Below are 18,825 nucleotides of genomic sequence, written 5' to 3' on the forward strand. Positions count from 1 at the left end.
CGTGCCCCAGCTCGACGACCGGCTGCGGCTGCTGCGCCGGCACGCCCGTGGTTGGGCCGCCGAGTTGCGCCCGTACGCCCTGGACCTGGACGGCGATCCCGACGTGGTGCTGCGGCTGCTCGACGCGCCCGCGTTCCACCACGCGGCCCACCTGCAGATCCCGGCCGCGTTCAACCCGGCGCCGCTGGTCCTGGCGGGTGAACGCTTCCTGCTCACCTCGGCGCTGGAGCGGGTGGTGTTCTGCGAGGAGATCGCCCGCGGCGACCTGGGCATGATGCTGGCGCTACCCGGCGCGTCGATGTCCGGCGTACTCGTCGCCGCCATCGGCGACCGCAGCCAGCAGGAATGGTTCTACGGCCGGCTCCTGGCCCGACCCACCTGGACCTTCTTCGCCCTCACCGAGCCTGACGGCGGCACCGACGCCGCCGGTCTGCGTACCCGTGCCACCGAGTCTACCGACGGTTCCGGTTGGCGCCTGACCGGGCGCAAGCGCTACATCAGCAACGCCCTGCGCGCGTCCATGGGAGTGGTGTTCCACCGCACCGGCGATGGGCCCCTCGGCCTCGGCGCGGCGCTGGTCGACACCACCGCCGCCGGCTTCACCGCCACCGCCGTGCCCACCCTCGGGGTGCGTGGCGCCCAGCTCGGCGCGCTGCACCTCGACGCGGTGCCGATCGCCGCCGAGCAGTTGCTCGGGCGGCACCTCTCACCGATGCGCCGGGGCAGTTGGGGCTGGCAGCGGACGTTCAACCTGCTGCGTCCCACGGTGGCGGCGATGGCCGTGGGACTGGCACAGGCCGCCTGCGACTACGTCCGCGAACACCGCCGCGTGCTGCGCCCGGACGAACGCGACGTGCTGGCGCGGGTCGCGGGGGAGATCGAGGGGGTACGCCGGCTGACCCGCCGGGCGGCCGTGGCGGTCGACGCCGACAGCGGCAGCGGGCACCTCGCCTCGGCCGCGAAGCTGCGGGCCACCCGGTTGGCCATCGGTGTGACCAGGTGGGCGCTGGGCAGCTTTGGGCCGGGCGCCCGACTCGACCAGCCGCTGCTGGACAAGTTCGCGCGGGACGCCGGGGCGCTGGAGTACATGGAGGGCACCGGCAACGTGCAACGGCTGGCGGTGGCGGCCGCACTGGACCGTGGCGCCTTCGACGGGTACCCGTCCGCCGGCGCCGCCGCCACGACGGGTGGCCGGTGACCGCACCCGGCGTGGTACACGTCTGGCGGCTCGGGCTGGAACTGCCCGCGTCGCAGGCCCGGGTCTTCGATGAACTGCTGAGCCCGGCCGAGCGGGCCCGCCGGGACGGCTACGCCGACCGGGCCTTACGGCGCCGCTTCCTGGCCGTGTACGGGTCGCTGCGGGTCATCCTCGGCGCCTACCGGACAGAACCGGCCGCGCGGGTGCCGCTGCGTACCGGGCGATGGGGCAAGCCGTTGCTTGACGACGACGGGCCGCGCTTCAACATTTCGCACTCCGGACGGTGCGCGCTGCTGGCGGTGAGCGCCGAACGCGACGTCGGCGTCGACGTCGAACAGGCCCGTCCCGGCCGACTGGTCGAGCCGTTCGCCCGCCGCTACTTTCCGCCGGCCGAGGCGCGGTTGGTCGCCACGGCCGCACCGGCCGAGCGGACCGCGCTGCACCTGACGCTCTGGACCCGCAAGGAGGCGTGCGTCAAGGCCGCTGGGGACCGCCTGTTGAACGGGCTCGACCTACCGGTGGCGGGCCCCGACGGGCTGCTCGTGCAGCAGCCCGGCGGACGGCTCCCGGGCCCGTGGCGGGTACGCGACCTGCGGGTGCCACCCGGCTACCGGGGCAGCGTCGCGCTGGCCGGCACCGAGCCGTTCGACATCGAGTACCGGCACTGCCGCCCGGTGGACCTCGCCCGGGTGTCGACCGGCGCGATGCTCGCGTCGCCAAACAACGACGCGTTCGGCGGGTGACCCCAGGTCACCCGCCGATGTCCGCCGTGACCGGCCGCCCGCTGGCGAGGCCGATCACCCGGCCGACCCCGCCGTCAGCGCACCGGCACGGCCGGTCGGGCCCGCAGCGCGCCCGGCAGGTGCTGGCGGCGCATCATGTCCTCGGGGCGGTCGCGCTCGCGCACCAGGTAGGGCCGTCCATCGTGGACCAGGACCTCCGCGGGGTAGCCGTGGCTGAGGAACTGCACTGGTGAGGCGGTCGGCCCGTACGCTCCGGACCGGAGCACACCGAGCAGATCGCCGGTACGCAGCGGCGGAAGCATGACGTTCTTGCCGAGCGTGTCGTTGGGCGTACACAGCGGCCCGGTCACCTGCCACGGCTCCGCCGCTCCGGTGGCCGTGCCCAGCAACCGGATCGGGAAGTTGCGCTTGACGTAGGAGCCGATGCCGACCGCCGCCATGTGGTGGTGGGTGCCGCCGTCGGTGACCGCGAACCGTTGACCGAGCGAACTCTTGAGGTAGCGGACCCGGACCACGTAGATGCCGCTCGGTGCGGTCAGGTAGCGCCCCAGTTCCATCACCAACCGGGTACCGGGGTGCCGGGCCCGGAACTCGCCGAGCACCGGGTTGAGCAGACCGGCGAGGGTGTCGACGTCGAGGTCCTGTTCGTTGTCGAAGTACGCGACCCCCAGACCGCCGCCGACGTCGACCAGTTCCAGCGGGAAGTCGAGCCGCGCGGAGAGCCGCTCGGCCAGCTCGAAGATGCGCCGGCTGTTGTCCGCGACCACCCCTGGGTCGAGGATGCGGGTTCCCATGTAGACGTGTACGCCCATCAGCCGGACACCGGGGTAGCGGCTGCTCAGCCCGTTCTGCCGCATCAGCTCGTCCTCGTCGATGCCGAACTGCCGGGGCCGTCCGCCCATGGTCAGGCCCGAACCCTTGACGCTGAAGTTCGGATTGACCCGTAGCGCCACCGGAGCGATCGTGCCCGCCGCCCGGGCCAGGCTGTCGATGAGCCGCAGCTCACCGAGGGACTCGCAGACGATCGCGTGGATCCGCTGGGCCAGGCAGGCCTGCAACTCCTCGGCGCTCTTACCCGGGCCGAGGAAGATGATGTTCTCCGGGCGCACCCCGGCCCGGCGGGCGGTGAGCAGTTCGGTGAGGGACGAGACCTCGGCGTGCGCGCCGAGGCCGGCGAGCCGGGCGCAGATCGCCACATTGGGGTTTGCCTTCAGGGAGAAGAAGAAGTCTAGTCGGGGATCCAGCGCCGCCCGCAGCTGGCTGAACTGGGCATCCAGCACCGCCGAGTCGTATACATACAGCGGGGTGCCGTACCGCGCCGCGAGTTCCTCGTACCGCACTCCCTGCACGTCGACATCGTCTGCCATGCCACCGCCTCCCGGGTTCTGCCGTCCCTGGCCATTCTTGGCGCTGTACCGCCCAGGACAAGCCGCCAACGGGCGCTCGGACGGTCAGGGCGGGCAGCTACCGGAACACCGGTCGACGCCCCTGCGCCATACCCGTTCGCGCAGGGCAGTGGCGCGCTCAGTCGCGTCTTCTGCCCTAGCCCGGCGCGGGCGAACCTTGGTGGCACGGCGCCCGGGGAGGCCGGGCACGCATACGGCGTCGGGGCGCGCCCACCCGGCCACCGGCGCCGAGTGCACCCACCACCACGAACTGATCGGGGACGATATGCGCAACGGACAACCCGATGTCAGCGCCACGATTGGTGAGCTGATGGGCGAGGCGCTGCTGCGCGACCCGCTCGCCCCCGACGAGGACTTCTTCGACTGCGGCGGCGACTCCGTCCGAGCCGTCGACGTGCTGCAACGACTCGTCGACGTCTGCCGGCCGGCCGGGCCGGAGGCCGCCGAGGCGCTGCGATCCACTCTGTTGGAGACCATCTTCGAGGACGCGACCCCGGCCGGGTTGGCGGCGGTCTGCGCCGCCCACGCGACAGTGCCGGGGCCGGTCGGCGGAGGGCAGCGTCATTGACGGCACCGGTGCGGCCCCGGGCGAGCTGCTGACCGAGCTGCGCCGACGCAGCGACGAGCGCGCCGATGCGGCGGCCCTGCGGACCGCGACGGCGACCGGCGGCCACCTCGCCACCTGGGCGCAGCTGCACGACGCCGCGTCCGCCGTGCGGGGCTTCGCCGCGACGCTGGAGCCGGCCGCCCCGGTGCTGCTGATCGTGGACAACACCCCGGCCAGCGCGGCGACCCTGATCGGGCTGACCGCCGCCGGTGTGGACGTACTGCCGGTCGAGGAGGTCAGCTCCCACCTGGCCGACCTGCTCGCGCCCAGCCGCAACCCGGGCGTACGGACCGTGGTCGGCCCGGCCCGCGCCGCCGGCACCCAGCCCGCGGGGATCGCCTTCCTCAGCTACGAGCGCTGCCGGGCCCAGCCCGACGAAGCCAGCGCACCCCGGGCCCGCCGCCTCGGCGAGGTGCTCCAGCTGACCTCCGGTTCGGCCGGCGAACCCAAGATCGTTCGTCATTCGCTGGCCAACGTGTGGCAGGGCGGGCACACCTACCGCCAGATCCTCGACCTGACCCCGGCCGACGTGGTCGTCGCCGCGGTGCCGTTGGCGCACTCGTTCGGCCTGGTCGGCGCGCTCACCGCGGCGATCGTCTCCGGCGCCGAACTGCGTACCACGCAGCGGTTCCAGCCGGGTCGGCTCGCCGACATGCTCGCCGCCGAGGCGACCGTGCTGTTCGGCACCCCGCAGGTGTACCGGCTGCTCACCCCGGTCATGCACCGCCGCCCCACGCCGGCCCGGCTGCGGGCCGCGGTGTCGTCGGGCGGACCACTTTCCGCCGACCTCGGCGTCCGGGCGCGCGCGGTGCTCGGTGTACCGGTGCGCCAGTTCTACGGCAGCACCGAAACCGGCCTGATCAGCTACCAGCCGGACCTCGACGGCGAGCTGCCCGACCCGTCGGTCGGCGTACCGGTGCCCGGGGTACGGCTGCGGCTGACCCGCGCGGAGCCGGACGACCCGACCGGCGCCGGCCAGCTGTCGGTGTACACGCCGACGCTGTTCCACGGCTATCTCGGCGGGTCCGGTCCGGTGTGCACACCGGACGGGTTCTACGACACCGGTGACCTGGCCCGCCTCGACGCCGACGGCCGGCTGCACCTGCTCGGCCGCAAGGACACCTTCGTCAACGTCGGCGGCCGCAAGGTCAACCCGACGCGGGTGGCGCGGATCCTCGGCGAGCACCCCGAGGTGCGGGAGGCCTTCGTCTTCGGCCTGACCGACGCCGACGGGGAGCAGCGGGTGCACGCGGCGGTGGTGCTCGGACCCGGCACCGACCGGGCGGACCTCGCCGAACACTGCCGGGCGCGTGGTCTGGCCCCGTACGAGGTGCCGCACGAACTCCATCCGCTGGACCGGCTGCCCCGGACCGCGATGGGCAAGGTCGACCGGCAGGCCGTCATCGCGGCCGTGACCGCCGTACCGATCGGAAGCGAGGTTTGAGATGACCCACCCCACGTTCCCACGACCGTGGACTCCCGCCGACGGGCCGGACGGCCCCGTCGCCGTCATCGGCCTCGGGTACGTCGGCCTGACCCTGGCGGTGAGCCTGGCCCGGGCGGGCGTGTCCGTCGTCGGCGTGGAGGCCGACCCGAGGACCCGGGCGGCGTTGCGGGCCGGAACACCGGCACTGTTCGAGCCCGGTGTCGACGAACTGCTGCGCAGCCTGCCGGCGGACCGGCTGACCGTCACCGACACGTTGGCCGGCGTCACGCCGTCCGCGATCGTCATCTGTGTCGGCACCCCGCTCGACACCGGCACCGGCCGGCCGGACCTGCGCCACTTCACCGCCGCCGCTGAGACCGCCGCCGCCGCCACCACCGCGGACACCCTCGTCGTGGTGCGCAGCACCGTCCCGGTCGGGACGACCCGGCGCGTCCTGCTGCCGCTGCTGCGCGCCCGGGTCGACGAGCCGCTGCTCGCCTTCTGCCCCGAACGCACCATCCAGGGCCGCGCGCTGGCCGAACTGGCCAGCCTTCCGCAGGTCGTCGGCGGTTTGGACGACCGCTCCGCCGACCGTGCCCGGCGGCTGTTCGCCCGGCTCACTCCCGAACAGGTCGGCACCGCCGATCTGGAGACGGCCGAGCTGGTCAAGCTGGCCTGCAACGCCCACACCGACCTGCTGTACGGCTTCGGCAACGAGCTGGCGATGATCGCCGAGGCGCTCGGCGTGGACGCCACCGAGGTCATCGCCGCCGCGAACCTGAACTATCCCCGGCCCGACCTGGCCCGGCCCGGGTTCGTCGGTGGCAGCTGCCTGACCAAGGACCCGTACCTGCTGATGTACTCGGCCGGAACCGCCGGATACCACCCGACGCTGGTGGCCGCCGCCCGCGCCGTCAACGAGCAGGTGCCGCACCTGGTGACCGAACGGGTTCTCAAGGCCCTGGCCGCCACCGGCCGGGTGCCGGCCGACGCGAAGGTCCTGGTCTGCGGGATGGCCTACAAGGGCCGGCCGGAGACCGACGACGTGCGGGGCTCGGCCGCCACGGTCGTCGCGGACGGCCTGCGCGAGCGGGTGCGGCTGCTGGCCGGCCACGACTACCTGGTCTCCGACACCGTCACCGCCGGGCTCGGGTACATCCCGATGTCCCTCGCCGACGGTTTGGCCGGCGCAGACGCCCTGGTGCTCCTGGTGGACCACCCGCGCTACCGCGCCGAGATCGACGCCGCGCTGCTGCGTCGCACCATGAACCGTCCCGCGCTGGTGGTCGACGTCTGGGGCGACCTGGCGTCGTCGCTGTCCGGGGTGGCCGGGGTGGACTACCGGGGGCTGGGCCGTGGCTGACCGGATCCTGATCACCGGCGGAGCCGGTTTCGTCGGCCTGCACCTCGCCCGCCGTCTGCTGCGCGACGGAGCGGACGTGACCCTACTCGACGACCTGTCCCGTGGCCGGGCCGACCGGGACCTCGACCAGGTCCGCGCCGACGCCCGCCTGGTCCGGCACGACCTGACCACCCCGATCCCCGCGGACCTGCTGATCGACGACTTCGACGAGGTCTACCACCTGGCCGCGGTCGTCGGGGTACGGCAGAACAGCGAGAACCCGTCGCTGGCACTCAACGTGAACCTGCGGGCCGTGCTGAACCTGATCGACTGGTGCCGGCGCCGCCCACCCGGGCGGGTCTACCTCAGCTCCACGAGCGAGGTCGCCGACGGCGCCGCCCGCCTCGGCTTGGCGCCGTTCCCGGTGCCGGAGGACGTGCCCTTCGTACTGCCCGACCCGTCGCTGCCCCGGGCCTCCTACGGGCTCAGCAAGATCGTCGCCGAGACGCTGCTGCGCCAGTGCGCCGACCTGTTTCCGGTAAGGATCGGCCGCTACCACAACATCTACGGTCCCCGGATGGGGCACGACCACGTGATACCCCACTTCGTGGCCCGGGCACTGGCCCGCAAGGATCCCTTCCCCATCTACGGGGCGACCCAGACCCGCGCCTTCTGTCACATCGACGACGCCGTCGACGCGACTATCGGCCTGACCCGCCTGCCCGGCTCCGAACCGGTCGTGGCCAACATCGGCAACGACACCGAGGAGATCGTGATCCGGGAACTGGCCGAGCGTGTCAGCCGACTGGCCGGCTATACCCCCACCTTCGAGGTCTTCGACCCCCCGCCCGGCTCCCCGGACCGGCGGCTACCCGACCTCGGCCGGCTGCGAGGCACCCTCGGGTACGCACCTCGCGTCAACCTGGACCGAGGGCTGCGGCAGACCTTCGACTGGTACGCGGCCACCCTCACCGCCGACCCGACCCCCGCCGCGCCGGCGCTCGTCAGGGACCACTCATGAGCTTCGAGATCCGCGACGGTGAGCTGTGGCGCGACGGCGCCCCGTTCTCCGTCGCCGGGGTCGACTACCACCCGTCGGCGGCCGGCTGCCGGATCTGGACCGACTGGGATCCATCGGCCCTGCGCCGCGACTTCCGGGCGATGGCCGACGCGGGACTGAACACCGTACGGCTCTTCCTGTTCTGGCGGGACTTCGAACCGGCGCCCGGCCGGCACGACCCGGTCGTCCTCGACCGGCTGCGTACCGCCGTCGACCTGGCCGCCGAAGCCGGGTTGGCCTGTGTGCTCTCCCTGTTGACGATCTGGATGAATGGGCAGCGCCTGGAGTTGTCCTGGCGGCCGGGCCGTGGCTTTTTCGACGACGCGCAACTGCTGGAGCGGCAACGGGCCTACGCCCGGCGGGTAGCCCTCGCGTTACGCGGGGCCGGCAACGTGCTGGCCGTGGACCTCGGTGACGAGATCGCCAACGTCGACCCCGGTGCCGCCCGGCTGCCCCGGGAAACCGTCGCCGCATGGCAGACCGGGCTGGCCGAGACGTTGCGCGCGGAGCTTCCCGGGTTGCTGGTGACACAGGCCAACGACGCCTCCGGGGTGCTCGGCGCCGCGCCGTTCGGTCCGGACAACGCCACCGGGCTGGACCTGATCGCGCTGCACGGCTTCCCCACCTGGGCGCCGGTGTCGATCGAGTCGACCAGCTGCTACAAGGCGACCAGCCTGGTGCCGTTCCTGGTCCGCTACGCGCGGGCGTTCGGGGTGCCGCTCGTCGACGAGCTGACCAGCTACGGCACCGACGAGGCCACCACGGCGGCCTACCTGCGTGCCGCCACGGCCTCCGCCCTGGGCAACGGCGCTGCCGGCGTGCTGGCCTGGTGCTGGCAGGACATCGCCTCCACTGCGGAGCCCTACCAGCAGCGACCCGGTGAGCGCTTCGTGGGTCTGCACCGGCTCGACGGGACACCCCGGCCGGCGATGGCCGGGCTACGCCGGGCGCTGCGGGCGGCTTCCCGGCTGCGACCCGGCCCGCGCCGGGCTCCGGTCGCGCTCTACCTGCCGGAACGGGCCCGCGTCGACGGCGGGTCGTACCTGGACACGGGGGTCGGCACGGTGGCCACCTTCTACGCCTACCTCCTGCTCAAACGGGCACACCTGGACGTCGACATCGTCGCCGGTGACCTGACCGGCTACCGGCTGGTGGTTTGCCCGTCGGTCGGTCACGTCACCCTGACCGACCTGGACCGGCTGGCCGGCGCGGCCCGCCACGGCGCGACCGTGTACTACTCGATGGCCGACCACCTGCACGGGTTTCCGGGGTCCGACCTGGCCGGTGCCGAACCGGTCGACTACACCCTGCTCGCGGCCGGACGCGAGTACGTCGAGTGGGACGCCGATCGGTGGGCGATCGACTGGGCCGGTGCCGGAGTCCGGCCGTCGGTGCTTTCGGTGACCACCGGGCAGGTGCTCGGTCGCTACCCGGACGGCACCCCGGCCCTGGTACGCAACGCGGTCGGCGCCGGTCAGGTGGTGTTCTGCGCGGCTCCGTTCGAGCGCCAGCTCGACGTGCCCGGTCGGCTCACCGCCGCCGCCTGGGAGGGCCTGTACCGGCAGGTCGCCACGCTGGCGGGGCTGGCGCCCGAGGTCGACTGCGCCGATCCGGACGTGGAAATCCTGCCCGGGCGGGCCGGCGACCCGCACGAGGTGCTGTTGGTCAACCACGCGCCGACCGTGCGCCGCGTCCAACTGCGTTGGCAGCCGCCCACCGGCCGCCCGGTGTGCCAGGAGGTGGTCCTCGACGGCAAGGACTGGCGGCTGCTCGCCGGGCCGCGCGAGCTGCGACCCGACGACGTTGCGTCCGTCCACGAACAGCCAGCCCCACACTGACCCGCGTCCGCCGCCGAGCGGGGATGCTTCATCGATTGGAGACCACCATGCCCATCACTGTCCCCGGCGAGCGGTCCCTGGCCGGAGCCGAGAACGCGGTGCCCGCCTTCATGTTCGACATGCTCTCGGCCTGGGGTTTCCGGGCCGTCACCCTGGCCTTCCGCACCGGTGTGCTGGCGGCGCTCGCCGACGAGGAGCTGACCGCCGAGCAGGTGGCCGACCGGGCGGGCCTCGATCCCCGCGGCACGGCGTTCCTGCTCGACTGTCTCGACTGCCTGGGCTACGTCTCCCAGGTCGGTGACCGGTACGCGGCCACCGACACCACCAACGAGTTACTGCCGATGATCAGCATGGGCATCCCGTACTTCGAGAAGATCGTCTTCACTGACTGGGCGAACCTTGAGAGCCGCCTGCGCGGCGACCTGACCCTTGCGTTCGAGCCGGAGCAGCCGCGTACGCCGCGCTGGCTGGCCAAGGAGTGGCGGGTGTTCCAGGACGGCATGGTGGCCCTCACCAACATGAACATCGACGAGGTGCTGGAGCGGATACCGGTGCCGGATCCGGCGGGGCACCTGCTGGATCTCGGTGGCGGCTACGGGCTCTACAGCATCGCGATCTGCCGCCGGCACCCACAGCTGCGCGCGACCATCTTCGAGATCCCGGAGATGCAACGGCTCGCCAACCGGGCCATCGTCGAGAACGACATGGCCGACCGGATCGACTTCCGGGCCGGCGACTTCTTCACCGACGACCTGGGCAGCACCTCCATGGCGCTGCTGTTCAACGTCATCCACTCCAAGAGCCACCGCCAGAATCGGGAACTGGTCGCCCGCACCGCCGCCGCCCTGCAGCCCGGCGGCCTGCTGGTGCTTCTCGACCAGTTCCCCGCCCCGGAACTGGGTCCGATCGGACGTAGCTTCGGCGCCATGATGGCGCTGAGCATGTTCAACAGCGTCGGCCAGCAGACGTACCCGCTCGACGAGGTACGCGACTGGCTCACCGCCGCCGGGCTGGTCGACGTGGAGTTCCACGCGGTGCGCAGCGCACCCGGCAACGGACTGTTCCTCGCCCGCAAGCCCGCCCGGTAGGGCGCCGATGTCCACCCCCGAACAGGCCGTTACCTCGACGACGCTCGAGTCCGTGGTGCGACAGGCCAGCCGGGTACCCGACGAGCATCGGGCCTTTGAGACGTCGCTGGAGCACGCGGCCCAGTTCCACCGGCTGCCCCGGGCCTGCCTGGAGCAGCTGGTCGAGTTGGGTTTCCCGCACTCGTTGAACGCCGACGGCCTGCTCTTCGACCGGTACGACCTGCGTAACGCGGCACTTCAGCTGGGTGTGCGGTCACCACAGCGGTCCACGTACGAGGCGATGGCGGCGGCTCTGCGGGCCAACGGGGCCGCGGCCACCACGCGCCGTACGGTGATCGTGCGCGCGTACTGCCCGGCACGGGAGCACTGCACCGGCTGTTCTTTCCACCTGGACCCGGCGGTGACGTCCGCGCCGCAGGTCGTCGCGACCCGGCGACCCGAGGCGGCCCGGTTCGAGGTCGACCTCGACCTCGCCCCGGCCGCCGCACCCACGGTGCCCACTCCCGGGCAACGGCGCCTCTTCGCCGAGGCGGCGCAGCTGCGGTTCCACCTGCTGCCACCGGGACTCACCACCGATCTCGGATTCGTGCGGGAGACCGGCCTGGCCGACTGCACCCTCGCAGTGCGCCACCTGGTTTCCCGGGGTGGCGAACTCGGCGTGCCGGTCCGGGCGGCCACCGGACTGTGCCTGTCGCGCCCTTTCGCCAACCGGCACCACTGGCTGGAGCTGCGGGACGCCGAGGGCCGCTGGTGGCCGGCGGACCCGTTCTTCCTCCACACGCTGGTGGGCTGGGGACTGCTCGGCGACGACTGGCCCGCCCACCGCAGCCCCGGCGACGCGTACTGGCGGGTGGACCTGGGCCTGGACGTCCCGTTCCTGCGCCATGTGGGCGCGACCGGCGGTGCGTCGGCGCCTGAGCGGCTGGGGCCGGCCTACTTCCTCGTCCAGTGACCCGGTGACCCCTGGCCGTCCGATCACCCGACCCGAGGAGAGGGCAACATGATCATTGTCGGTAGCGAGGCCGAGCCCCTGCGCGATCTGGTGGGGCAGCATCTCGGCTTCAGCGAGTGGATGTCGATCGACCAGGAACAGGTGGACCGCTTCGCCGAGGCGATCGGCGACCACCAGTGGATTCACGTCGATCCGAAGCGGGCCGCCGACGGCCCGTTCGGCGGCACCGTCGTCCACGGGTTCCTCATCCTCGCCCTGACCTCCCGGGTACTGGAGCAGGTACTCGTCCCCGAGGGCGTACGCATGAAGGTGAACTACGGCTGTGACCGGGTCCGCTTCCTGTCGCCCGTGCTCGTCGGCTCCCGGATCCGGGCGGGGGTCCGGCTGCGTGAGGTCCGGCCGCTGCGCAGCGGCGTCCGGCTGGCCCTGAGCCTGACCTTCGAGACGGATCGGCGCCGGGTACCGGTCTGCGTCGCGCAGGTGCTGGTGCACAACTACGCCTGAGGATCCGCGGTGGTGCCGGCCCCGACAGCCGGAGCTGGCACCACCCGGTTCAGGACCGGGACGCGCCGTCGTCCTGCCGTCCGGCGACGAACCCCGCCAGGTCGGCGACGGTCTCCATGTGCAACCAGTCCACCTGGCCGACCATCGGCCGGCCGAGGTCTTCCTCCAGCCGCATCAACAGTTCGAGGATCATGGCCGAGTTCAGGCCGAGCTCCATGAAGATCCTGGTGTCGCCGGTCAGCCTCGCCGCATCGATCCGTGTCATCTCGATCAGCAGCCGGATGATGGTCGCCTCGACCGAGGCGGCAGTGGGTGGGGAGATCATGATGTGCTCCGTCCAGTCGATGGGGGATCGGTTGGTCGGGCTGGGACCGGCAGCGCGGAGGTGTCCCGGGTGCGGGCGGCGCCATTCAGCGCTCCCGCAGACAACTCAGCAGCGCCCGCCCGGCCAGTACGGCGTCGTCGTCGGACATCCGGCTGTGCAACGGCAGCGACAGCAGCCGCGGCGCCACCGCGTCGGTCACGGTCAGCGCCGAACGACCCGCGCCCGCGCTGTCCCGGTAGGCCGACAGGTGGTGCACCGGCGGATAGTGCACCGAGGTCTGGATGCCGGCGGCGGCGAGTCCCTCGCGTACCGCGCCCCGGTCGGTCCCCTCGGGCAGCACGACCGGCATCAGGTGCAGCGCGGAGTCGCCGGTCCGCCCGGCGAACGGCAGCACCAGCTCGGGTGCCGCCGCGAGCACCTCCCGGTACGTCGCGACCAGTTCCCGGCGCCGCTGCCGGTCCCGGTCGAGCCGGCCCAACTGGACTCGCCCCAACGCGGCCGAGACCTCCGTCGGCCGGTAGTTCAGCCCGATCCCGGCGACGTCGTAGCTGGCGTCGCCCGTGCTGAGCCGGTCCCAGGTGGAGGTGGTCAGGTGGTGTGAGCGGGCCAGCCGGATCCGGTCCCGGACCGCCTGGTCGCGGGCGAGCACCATGCCACCCTCGCCGCTGGTGACGTTCTTGGTGGCGAAGAAGCTGAAGCAGCCGATGTCACCGTGCGTCCCGAGCATCCGCCCGTCGTACTCGACGACCGGGGCGTGTGCGGCGTCCTCGATCAGGACCGCGCCGTGCCGGTCGCAGACCATCCGCAGCGCGGCCAGGTCCGCCGGGTAGCCGGCGTAGTGCATCGCGACGACGGCTCGGGTCCGTGCGGTGATTAGCCGCGCCACGTCCACCGGATCCACGGTGAGGTCGTCCGGGGCGCACACGTCGGCGAGAACCGGGGTGGCGCCGGCCAGCGCCACCACCGCGGCGGAGGCCACGAACGTCAACGCCGGCATGATCACCTCATCGGCCGGTCCCAGGTCGAGGGCCATCACCGCCAGGTGCAGCGCGGCCGTACCACTGCTGACCGCGACCGCGTCGTCGGCGCCGATCCGGTCGGCGAACTCCCGCTCGAAGGCAGCGGTCTGCGCGCCGGCCGAGAGCCAGCGCGAGCGCAGAACCTCGGTGACCGCGGCGATCTCCTGCTCGTCGACGGTGTTGTCGGCCAGGGTGACCCGCCAACGCGGGGCGGTCGGTGCGCTCATCGGTGCGTCCTTTCAGGCGGTGGGCAGGTGGTTGGTGCCGCTCACCGTGGTAGCGCAGTCGGTGCGGCCGGGCTGGGCGGGGGAGCGTAGCTCGACTCGTATGCGTCGATGACCCGATCCCAGCCGAACGACCGCTCGGCGCGCCGCCGGCCCGCGGCCCCGAGCCGCCTGCGTCGAACGTCGTTGGCGAGCAGCTCGATCAGCGCGGCGGCCACGCTCTCTGGACCTGGCGGTACGACGAGCCCGTCCACACCCTCACGCACCACCTGGTGCGCGCCGGCGAACGCTCCGCTGACCACCGGCCGGCCGCACGTCCAGGCCTCGACGAAGACCAGCGGAAACACGTCCGCGACGCTGGGCAGGCAGAGTAGTTCGCAGGCCGCGATCGCGTCGTGTTTGGTCTGCTCGTCGACCGTTCCCAGGTCGTGCAGGCGCGGATCGGCGTGGGCGGCGAAGTGGGCGGACGCGTCGGGATCGACGTCCGGACCGATGAAGACGAACCGGGTAGCGGGCAACCGGTGCCACACCGTGGCCATCGCCTCCAGCAGTGTCCGGTACCCCTTGCTGACCATCCGCCGCCCGACGAAGAGTACGAACGGCCCGTCGATGCCGTGGCGGCGTCGAAACTCTGCGGTGTCGACCGGCCCGGTGAGATCCGAGGCGGACGGCAGCCGGCGGAGCTGATCGCCCCGCACACCCAGATCGCTCAGCGCGGTCATCTCCGTGACCGTCAGGGCGAAGACCACGTCGGCGGCCCGACAGACCTCGCCGGCCAGGACAGGGTCGGGCCACACCTGTGGTGCCGAACAGGGGGTCAGGACCAGTCGGGCGCCGTACCGGCGCGCCAGCCGCACCGCCTCGGCCGGTGCGTCGGGGCGGGCCAGGTCGAAGGCGTGCACCACCGACGGGGCGAAGTCTGGACGGTCCTGGAGCAGTTGGGCGGCGTCGTTGTAAAGCGGCACACCGGCCGTGCGCAGACTGGCCACGCTCTCCGAATGGGCGGCGGACGCCAGCGCCGTCACCCGCCGCGATCGTGCGGCCAGGCCCGCCGCCGCGCGCACCGCCATCCGCTCCGCTCCTGCCCGTGCTTGCCCGTAGCCGTCGAAGACCACGAGGACCTCGCCGGTGCCGCCGCTCACGTCCACGTCTCGATCGTGGCGCCGCCTGTCACCGGCTCGTCAAGAAAGACGACATCGAGTTCGGGGCGAGACCGGTCCGCCGTTGGCGCGGACGGCGTCAACCGCAGGTAGCGGTCGGGATCCGCCAGGAAGTCCGCTCGCGCCTGCTCATAGCGGGCGGGCGTGCCCACATCGTGCCAGGACTCGTTGAAGGCATAGCCGTTTACCGGTCTGCCGGCGCCGGTCAGCGCGTTGATGAGGGCGGGCATGTCGGTCGGCTCGCCGGCACGGATGTACGACCGGACGTCCGGGTCGGCCACGTAGATTCCGCAGCAGACGCTCCACTCGAAGGTCGGCTTCTCGTGCACCCGTCGGATCCGGTCACCGTCGGTGCGCAGCAGCCCGACCCCGGTGGAGACCCAGTAGCGTTGGTACGCCACAGTGAATCCGGCGCCGCTGGCCACGTGTCGCCGATGCAGGTCCCCGAAGTCGAGTGAGGTCAGCAGGTCGCCGTTCATCACCACGGCGGGCTCGGTCCAGTCCGGCACGAGCAGCAGCGGTGCTGCGGTCCCCAACGGTCGTTCGTCGGTGCAGTAGTCCACCCGCAGGCCGAGCTGGGATCCGTCGCCGATCGCGGACCGGATCATCGAGCCCAGGTGCGAGACGCACAGCGTCGCCCGGGTGAACCCGCAGGCGTGCAGCCGGCGCAGGCTGATCTCCAGCAGGGAGTGCTGTCCCATCGGCATCAGTGCCTTGGGGCGGTTGCTGGTGTGTGGCATGAGGCGGGTGCCTCGGCCCCCCACGAGCAGGATCGCGTGCATCGTCAGCCTCCCGTTCCTCGGACGAGGGTCCCGTCCGGGTGCGGACGTGCCCCTGCCGCTGTGCCGTGCCTCACGCCCGGACCGCCGCCCGCAGTTCGGTCTCCAATGCGATGAATGTGGGCGCGAGCTCGCGCATCGTCTTCGCGGCGACGGCGTAGTCCCCGGCCACCAGTGGGTACTCCATCGAACCGATGAGCCGGGCCTGCTGGTCCAACACCTCCGCGACTCGGGTGTAGCCGTGCCGGCCGAACATCACGGCCGCGTCGTTGCGTCGTCGTGCGCCAGCGCACACCATGAAGTCGGCCAGATGGAAGAAGAGTGGGGTGCTCAGGCCGCCGTCGAGCACCTTCGCCGCGCCCTCGGCCGCCTCCGCGGAGGCATCCGGTGCGACCAGGTCGGCGGCGATCGGCAGCAGTCGGCGCAACGCCTCGGCAGTGTCGACCTCGCGTACCCGCCGGAATGCGGTGCGCAGATTGAAGTCCGGGACGGTGTAGGACAGCGTCTTGGTGCGCCAAGCGTCGAGCAGCTTCTGCACCGGCAGCACGGTGTACGGGTGAGCGCGCGGGTCGTGGATCACGACGTTCTCCCCGTCGAAGCCGACGACCACCAGATAGTGGTCGACCCCGATGGGCTGACCCAGCCCCGGATGGTGCGGAAGCAGTCCCATCTCCACCGGGCCGGCCATCGCCCGGTGCTGGTCGTCCACCTTCTCCAGCGCCCGGAGCACCTCGTCCGGAGAGCCTACGATCCGCTCGCACGTCCAACCGAGCAGGTCCAGCACGTTGGCGATGCCCTTCTCCGGGTTCCAGCCGCCCGGGGCGAAGAAGGGACGTCCGTCGTGGTGTAGGTACATGCCGAAGGCCGACCCGGTCAGCACCTCGATCACGGCCTCGCCGGGACCCTCGTCGCCGAGGGCCATCTGGAGCGAGTCGGAGTAACAGCCATGCGTCTCTCCGGAGAACTGGACGGGCATCGGGACCAACTCCTGTCTCAGCGATGGACGTCCGACGGCGCAGCGGCACCGGCGGATGTGGGGCCAGGACCGTCGGGGCGACGGCTGGCGGTGACGAGATAGCTGCGCGGCAGGTTCGGGAAGTCCACCGGCGGTGCGCCCTGCGGCCAGCGTCCGTAGTCGGTTCCAGCCGTGCCGGGCTCGGTAACCTGTTCAACGTTCCAACCGGCCTGCCGGAGGAACTCGGCTGGGGCGTCCGTGCCGAATAGCCACGGGCTGCCGGAGTCGGCCAGCTTGTCGAGGAACGGTCGCATGTAGCGCATCCGGAAGATCCCCGTACCGATGAGGTCCACCGCGATTCGGCTGCCACCAGTGGAGAGGTCGGCAGCCTGGGTCGCCACCGCGGCGGCCACCGGCGCCGGCAGGTAGAACAACAGCCCCTCGGCGAACCACACGGTCGGCGCCGTCGGGTCGAAACCGGCGTCGAGCAGCGCCGACCCCCACTCACCCGTGAAGTCGGCCGCGACGGTCCGGCGCTCGCACCGCGGCACGTCGACGGCCTGGGAGAGCCGCTGTCGCTTGTACCTCAGTACCGTTCCCTGGTCCACCTCGAACACCACGACACCCGGTGGCCAGTTCAGCCGGTATGCGCGGGTGTCCAGGCCGGCGCCCAGACCGACCACCTGGCACTGGGGGGTGACGCTGGCGCGCAGGAAGTCGTCGAACCACCGGGTACGGATCGGCAGCACCGGGTTGCCATCGGGAGCGGATCGCTCGGTGTGGAAGTGTCGCAGCAGGGTGTCCCCGTCGGTGCCGGCGAGCAGAGCGGCGAACGGGTCGTCGAAGAGTCGGTCCGGGCGCGCCGATTCCCGCGCCCGCGCTGCCGCGGTCCAACGGGCGGTCCGGGCGACGCCGAACAGCTCCGTGTCTGGAGCCGCCTCGATACTCATGCCTCTCAGTGTTTCCATCGATGCGGGCAAGTGACATCTGCCCGTGCGGGCGTACCCATGCGGGCAGCACGAGGGTTGCCCCAACCGGCGGGGTCGCGGCCCGGCCCCGTCCGATCCTGCTCGGTTAGCGTGGGCCGTCATGACTGACGACGAGGGAGGCAATGTGGACGACTCTGCGCCCGGCGAGGGATGGAGCGGGCTTGCGGCGTGGGCAGGCGTTAAGCTTCTCCGCCCACTGCCCGGCGGGCACCGCAACGTGGTGATGCTCGCCGAGCGGGCCGGGGTTCCGCTGGTGGTCCGCCGCTCGATCCGGTCCCGCGCCGCCCTGGATTGGGAGCTGGACCTGCTGGAGCATCTGCGTGACCGCGGGGTGGCGGCACCGGAGCTGGTACCCACCGACGACGGCCGTCGGCACGTCGACGGGATGCTGGTCAGCGAATTCGTCCCCGGCCGGCATCCGGCCGGACCCGCCGACTGGCGGCGGGTCGTCGACCAGCTCGCGGTGCTGCATACGGCGACGACCGGCTGGCCGCAGCGCCCCGGGTTCGCCGCCAGCGGGATGCTGCTCGACGCGGGACGGGGTGGAGACGTGCGGCTGGACGCGATGCCTGCTTCGGTGGCCCGGCTGGTGCGGTCAGCCTGGCTGCCGGTGCAGCAGGGACCGCGTTGCGTGGTGCACGGCGACGTCGGCCCCACCAACGTGCTGGTCGACGGCGCCCGGGTTACGCTGCTGGATTGGGACGAGGCACGGGTGGACGTGCCCTGGTTCGACTACGCCCTCCTGCCCGACGAGGTGACGACGCCGTGGCCGGGCGACCGGGCGCAGTTGCGTGCCGCCGGCCTCGCGTGGGAGACGGCGACGTGCTGGCGGGCCGAGCCGGTGTACGCCCGCCGCCGGCTGGCCGAGCTGCACCGCCACCGTCGGCACTCCGGCGCCTGACCGCTGGCCCAAACGCATGTTGAAAGATGCGGGCTCTGTCCCCTGCCCTCCAGCATGGACGCTAGGCCCGTCCTACCCGCTCCGTACGCCGTTCGCCGGCGGTCAGGGTCGCCGGGCTGGAGGTGATGTCGGCCCCGGCGACGACGGCTGACCGGACTCGCGTCCGGTCGGCGGGTTCGCTGCCCGTCCGGCGCACCACCGCACCCGCGCCTCCGGCGCGTGGGCGGACCAGGGCGAGCTGGAGGTGTGGTGCGCGATCACAGGCTGGATCTCCCGGTCGAGGTGCCCTTGCATGAGAGCCCCGACACG

The 18,825-nt window shown here is 72.2% G+C and carries 18 protein-coding genes; 11 read left to right on the forward strand and 7 right to left on the reverse strand.

Translation table 11 applies throughout. The annotated features are described in order from the left end of the window. Window position 1: 1 nt before the first annotated feature. A complete protein-coding gene (locus C1A38_RS20250) occupies window positions 2-1,198 on the forward strand; it encodes an acyl-CoA dehydrogenase family protein (RefSeq protein ID WP_102659331.1) in 1,197 nt (398 codons plus the stop codon). After that, window positions 1,195-1,941 (forward strand): 4'-phosphopantetheinyl transferase family protein, encoded by a 747-nt coding sequence (locus C1A38_RS20255; RefSeq protein ID WP_102659332.1) that lies wholly within the window; start codon window positions 1,195-1,197, stop codon window positions 1,939-1,941. The genes C1A38_RS20250 and C1A38_RS20255 overlap by 4 nt, the downstream gene beginning before the upstream one ends. 74 nt (window positions 1,942-2,015) lie before the next feature. Here the strand turns inward: C1A38_RS20255 and C1A38_RS20260 are convergent, their stop codons facing one another. Then, a complete protein-coding gene (locus C1A38_RS20260; protein WP_102659333.1) occupies window positions 2,016-3,308 on the reverse strand; it encodes a type III PLP-dependent enzyme in 1,293 nt (430 codons plus the stop codon). A gap of 349 nt (window positions 3,309-3,657) precedes the next feature. Here C1A38_RS20260 and C1A38_RS20265 point away from each other — a divergent pair, with 349 nt between their 5' ends. The 8 genes from C1A38_RS20265 to C1A38_RS20300 are packed head-to-tail and all read left to right on the forward strand — an operon-like array spanning window position 3,658 to window position 12,164. Further along, window positions 3,658-3,915, forward strand: a complete 258-nt coding sequence (locus C1A38_RS20265; RefSeq protein WP_233196920.1) for an acyl carrier protein — start codon at window positions 3,658-3,660, stop codon at window positions 3,913-3,915. A 37-nt stretch (window positions 3,916-3,952) separates the two neighbouring features. Continuing rightward, the gene (locus C1A38_RS20270; protein ID WP_286047531.1) at window positions 3,953-5,398 is read left to right on the forward strand and encodes a class I adenylate-forming enzyme family protein; all 1,446 of its coding nucleotides are present in this window, start codon (window positions 3,953-3,955) and stop codon (window positions 5,396-5,398) included. Window position 5,399: 1 nt separating this feature from the next. Further along, on the forward strand, window positions 5,400-6,743 hold the full coding sequence (locus C1A38_RS20275) for a nucleotide sugar dehydrogenase (RefSeq protein WP_102659336.1): 1,344 nt from the start codon (window positions 5,400-5,402) through the stop codon (window positions 6,741-6,743). Continuing rightward, window positions 6,736-7,743, forward strand: a complete 1,008-nt coding sequence (locus C1A38_RS20280; RefSeq protein ID WP_102659337.1) for an NAD-dependent epimerase/dehydratase family protein — start codon at window positions 6,736-6,738, stop codon at window positions 7,741-7,743. Before C1A38_RS20275 ends, C1A38_RS20280 begins: the two co-directional genes overlap by 8 nt. Next, window positions 7,740-9,620 (forward strand): beta-galactosidase trimerization domain-containing protein, encoded by a 1,881-nt coding sequence (locus C1A38_RS20285; protein ID WP_102659338.1) that lies wholly within the window; start codon window positions 7,740-7,742, stop codon window positions 9,618-9,620. Before C1A38_RS20280 ends, C1A38_RS20285 begins: the two co-directional genes overlap by 4 nt. A gap of 47 nt (window positions 9,621-9,667) precedes the next feature. Next, window positions 9,668-10,708: a methyltransferase gene (locus C1A38_RS20290; RefSeq protein ID WP_158244919.1), complete on the forward strand. Its 1,041-nt coding sequence runs from the start codon at window positions 9,668-9,670 to the stop codon at window positions 10,706-10,708. A 52-nt stretch (window positions 10,709-10,760) separates the two neighbouring features. Further along, window positions 10,761-11,660, forward strand: a complete 900-nt coding sequence (locus C1A38_RS20295; protein WP_146017587.1) for a hypothetical protein — start codon at window positions 10,761-10,763, stop codon at window positions 11,658-11,660. Window positions 11,661-11,708: 48 nt separating this feature from the next. Continuing rightward, window positions 11,709-12,164 carry a MaoC family dehydratase gene (locus C1A38_RS20300; RefSeq protein ID WP_102659341.1) on the forward strand — a complete coding sequence of 152 codons (456 nt, stop codon included), beginning with the start codon at window positions 11,709-11,711 and terminating at the stop codon, window positions 12,162-12,164. Between the two features lie 49 nt (window positions 12,165-12,213). On the opposite strand, the gene C1A38_RS20305 is transcribed toward C1A38_RS20300, so the two are convergent. The 6 genes from C1A38_RS20305 to C1A38_RS20330 form a co-directional block, all read right to left on the reverse strand. Beyond that, a complete protein-coding gene (locus C1A38_RS20305) occupies window positions 12,214-12,489 on the reverse strand; it encodes an acyl carrier protein (RefSeq protein ID WP_102659342.1) in 276 nt (91 codons plus the stop codon). Between the two features lie 85 nt (window positions 12,490-12,574). Continuing rightward, window positions 12,575-13,735 (reverse strand): DegT/DnrJ/EryC1/StrS family aminotransferase, encoded by a 1,161-nt coding sequence (locus C1A38_RS20310; RefSeq protein WP_102659343.1) that lies wholly within the window; start codon window positions 13,733-13,735, stop codon window positions 12,575-12,577. Between the two features lie 41 nt (window positions 13,736-13,776). Beyond that, window positions 13,777-14,880, reverse strand: coding sequence for a glycosyltransferase family 4 protein (locus C1A38_RS20315; protein WP_102659344.1), 1,104 nt, complete (start codon window positions 14,878-14,880; stop codon window positions 13,777-13,779). Further along, window positions 14,871-15,674 carry a nucleotidyltransferase family protein gene (locus C1A38_RS20320; RefSeq protein WP_102659345.1) on the reverse strand — a complete coding sequence of 268 codons (804 nt, stop codon included), beginning with the start codon at window positions 15,672-15,674 and terminating at the stop codon, window positions 14,871-14,873. Before C1A38_RS20320 ends, C1A38_RS20315 begins: the two co-directional genes overlap by 10 nt. Before the next feature lie 70 nt (window positions 15,675-15,744). Then, on the reverse strand, window positions 15,745-16,647 hold the full coding sequence (locus C1A38_RS20325; protein ID WP_146017588.1) for a YobF C-terminal domain-containing protein: 903 nt from the start codon (window positions 16,645-16,647) through the stop codon (window positions 15,745-15,747). Between the two features lie 17 nt (window positions 16,648-16,664). Further along, window positions 16,665-17,576 (reverse strand): class I SAM-dependent methyltransferase, encoded by a 912-nt coding sequence (locus C1A38_RS20330; protein WP_158244921.1) that lies wholly within the window; start codon window positions 17,574-17,576, stop codon window positions 16,665-16,667. 139 nt (window positions 17,577-17,715) lie between these two features. Here C1A38_RS20330 and C1A38_RS20335 point away from each other — a divergent pair, with 139 nt between their 5' ends. Beyond that, a complete protein-coding gene (locus C1A38_RS20335) occupies window positions 17,716-18,516 on the forward strand; it encodes a phosphotransferase (RefSeq protein WP_102659348.1) in 801 nt (266 codons plus the stop codon). Window positions 18,517-18,825: the final 309 nt, after the last annotated feature.

Origin of the sequence: Verrucosispora sp. ts21, assembly GCF_002879555.1 — a bacterium.
Lineage (GTDB): Bacteria > Actinomycetota > Actinomycetes > Mycobacteriales > Micromonosporaceae > Micromonospora > Micromonospora gifhornensis.

Coding starts and splice junctions, on each gene's coding strand:
- C1A38_RS20260 (WP_102659333.1), bottom strand. CDS start 3,308: ATGGCAGACGATGTCGACGTGCAGGGAGTGCGGTACGAGGAACTCGCG.
- C1A38_RS20265 (WP_233196920.1), top strand. CDS start 3,658: ATGGGCGAGGCGCTGCTGCGCGACCCGCTCGCCCCCGACGAGGACTTC.
- C1A38_RS20275 (WP_102659336.1), top strand. CDS start 5,400: ATGACCCACCCCACGTTCCCACGACCGTGGACTCCCGCCGACGGGCCG.
- C1A38_RS20285 (WP_102659338.1), top strand. CDS start 7,740: ATGAGCTTCGAGATCCGCGACGGTGAGCTGTGGCGCGACGGCGCCCCG.
- C1A38_RS20290 (WP_158244919.1), top strand. CDS start 9,668: ATGCCCATCACTGTCCCCGGCGAGCGGTCCCTGGCCGGAGCCGAGAAC.
- C1A38_RS20300 (WP_102659341.1), top strand. CDS start 11,709: ATGATCATTGTCGGTAGCGAGGCCGAGCCCCTGCGCGATCTGGTGGGG.
- C1A38_RS20305 (WP_102659342.1), bottom strand. CDS start 12,489: ATGATCTCCCCACCCACTGCCGCCTCGGTCGAGGCGACCATCATCCGG.
- C1A38_RS20310 (WP_102659343.1), bottom strand. CDS start 13,735: ATGAGCGCACCGACCGCCCCGCGTTGGCGGGTCACCCTGGCCGACAAC.
- C1A38_RS20320 (WP_102659345.1), bottom strand. CDS start 15,674: ATGCACGCGATCCTGCTCGTGGGGGGCCGAGGCACCCGCCTCATGCCA.
- C1A38_RS20325 (WP_146017588.1), bottom strand. CDS start 16,647: ATGCCCGTCCAGTTCTCCGGAGAGACGCATGGCTGTTACTCCGACTCG.
- C1A38_RS20330 (WP_158244921.1), bottom strand. CDS start 17,576: ATGAGTATCGAGGCGGCTCCAGACACGGAGCTGTTCGGCGTCGCCCGG.
- C1A38_RS20335 (WP_102659348.1), top strand. CDS start 17,716: ATGACTGACGACGAGGGAGGCAATGTGGACGACTCTGCGCCCGGCGAG.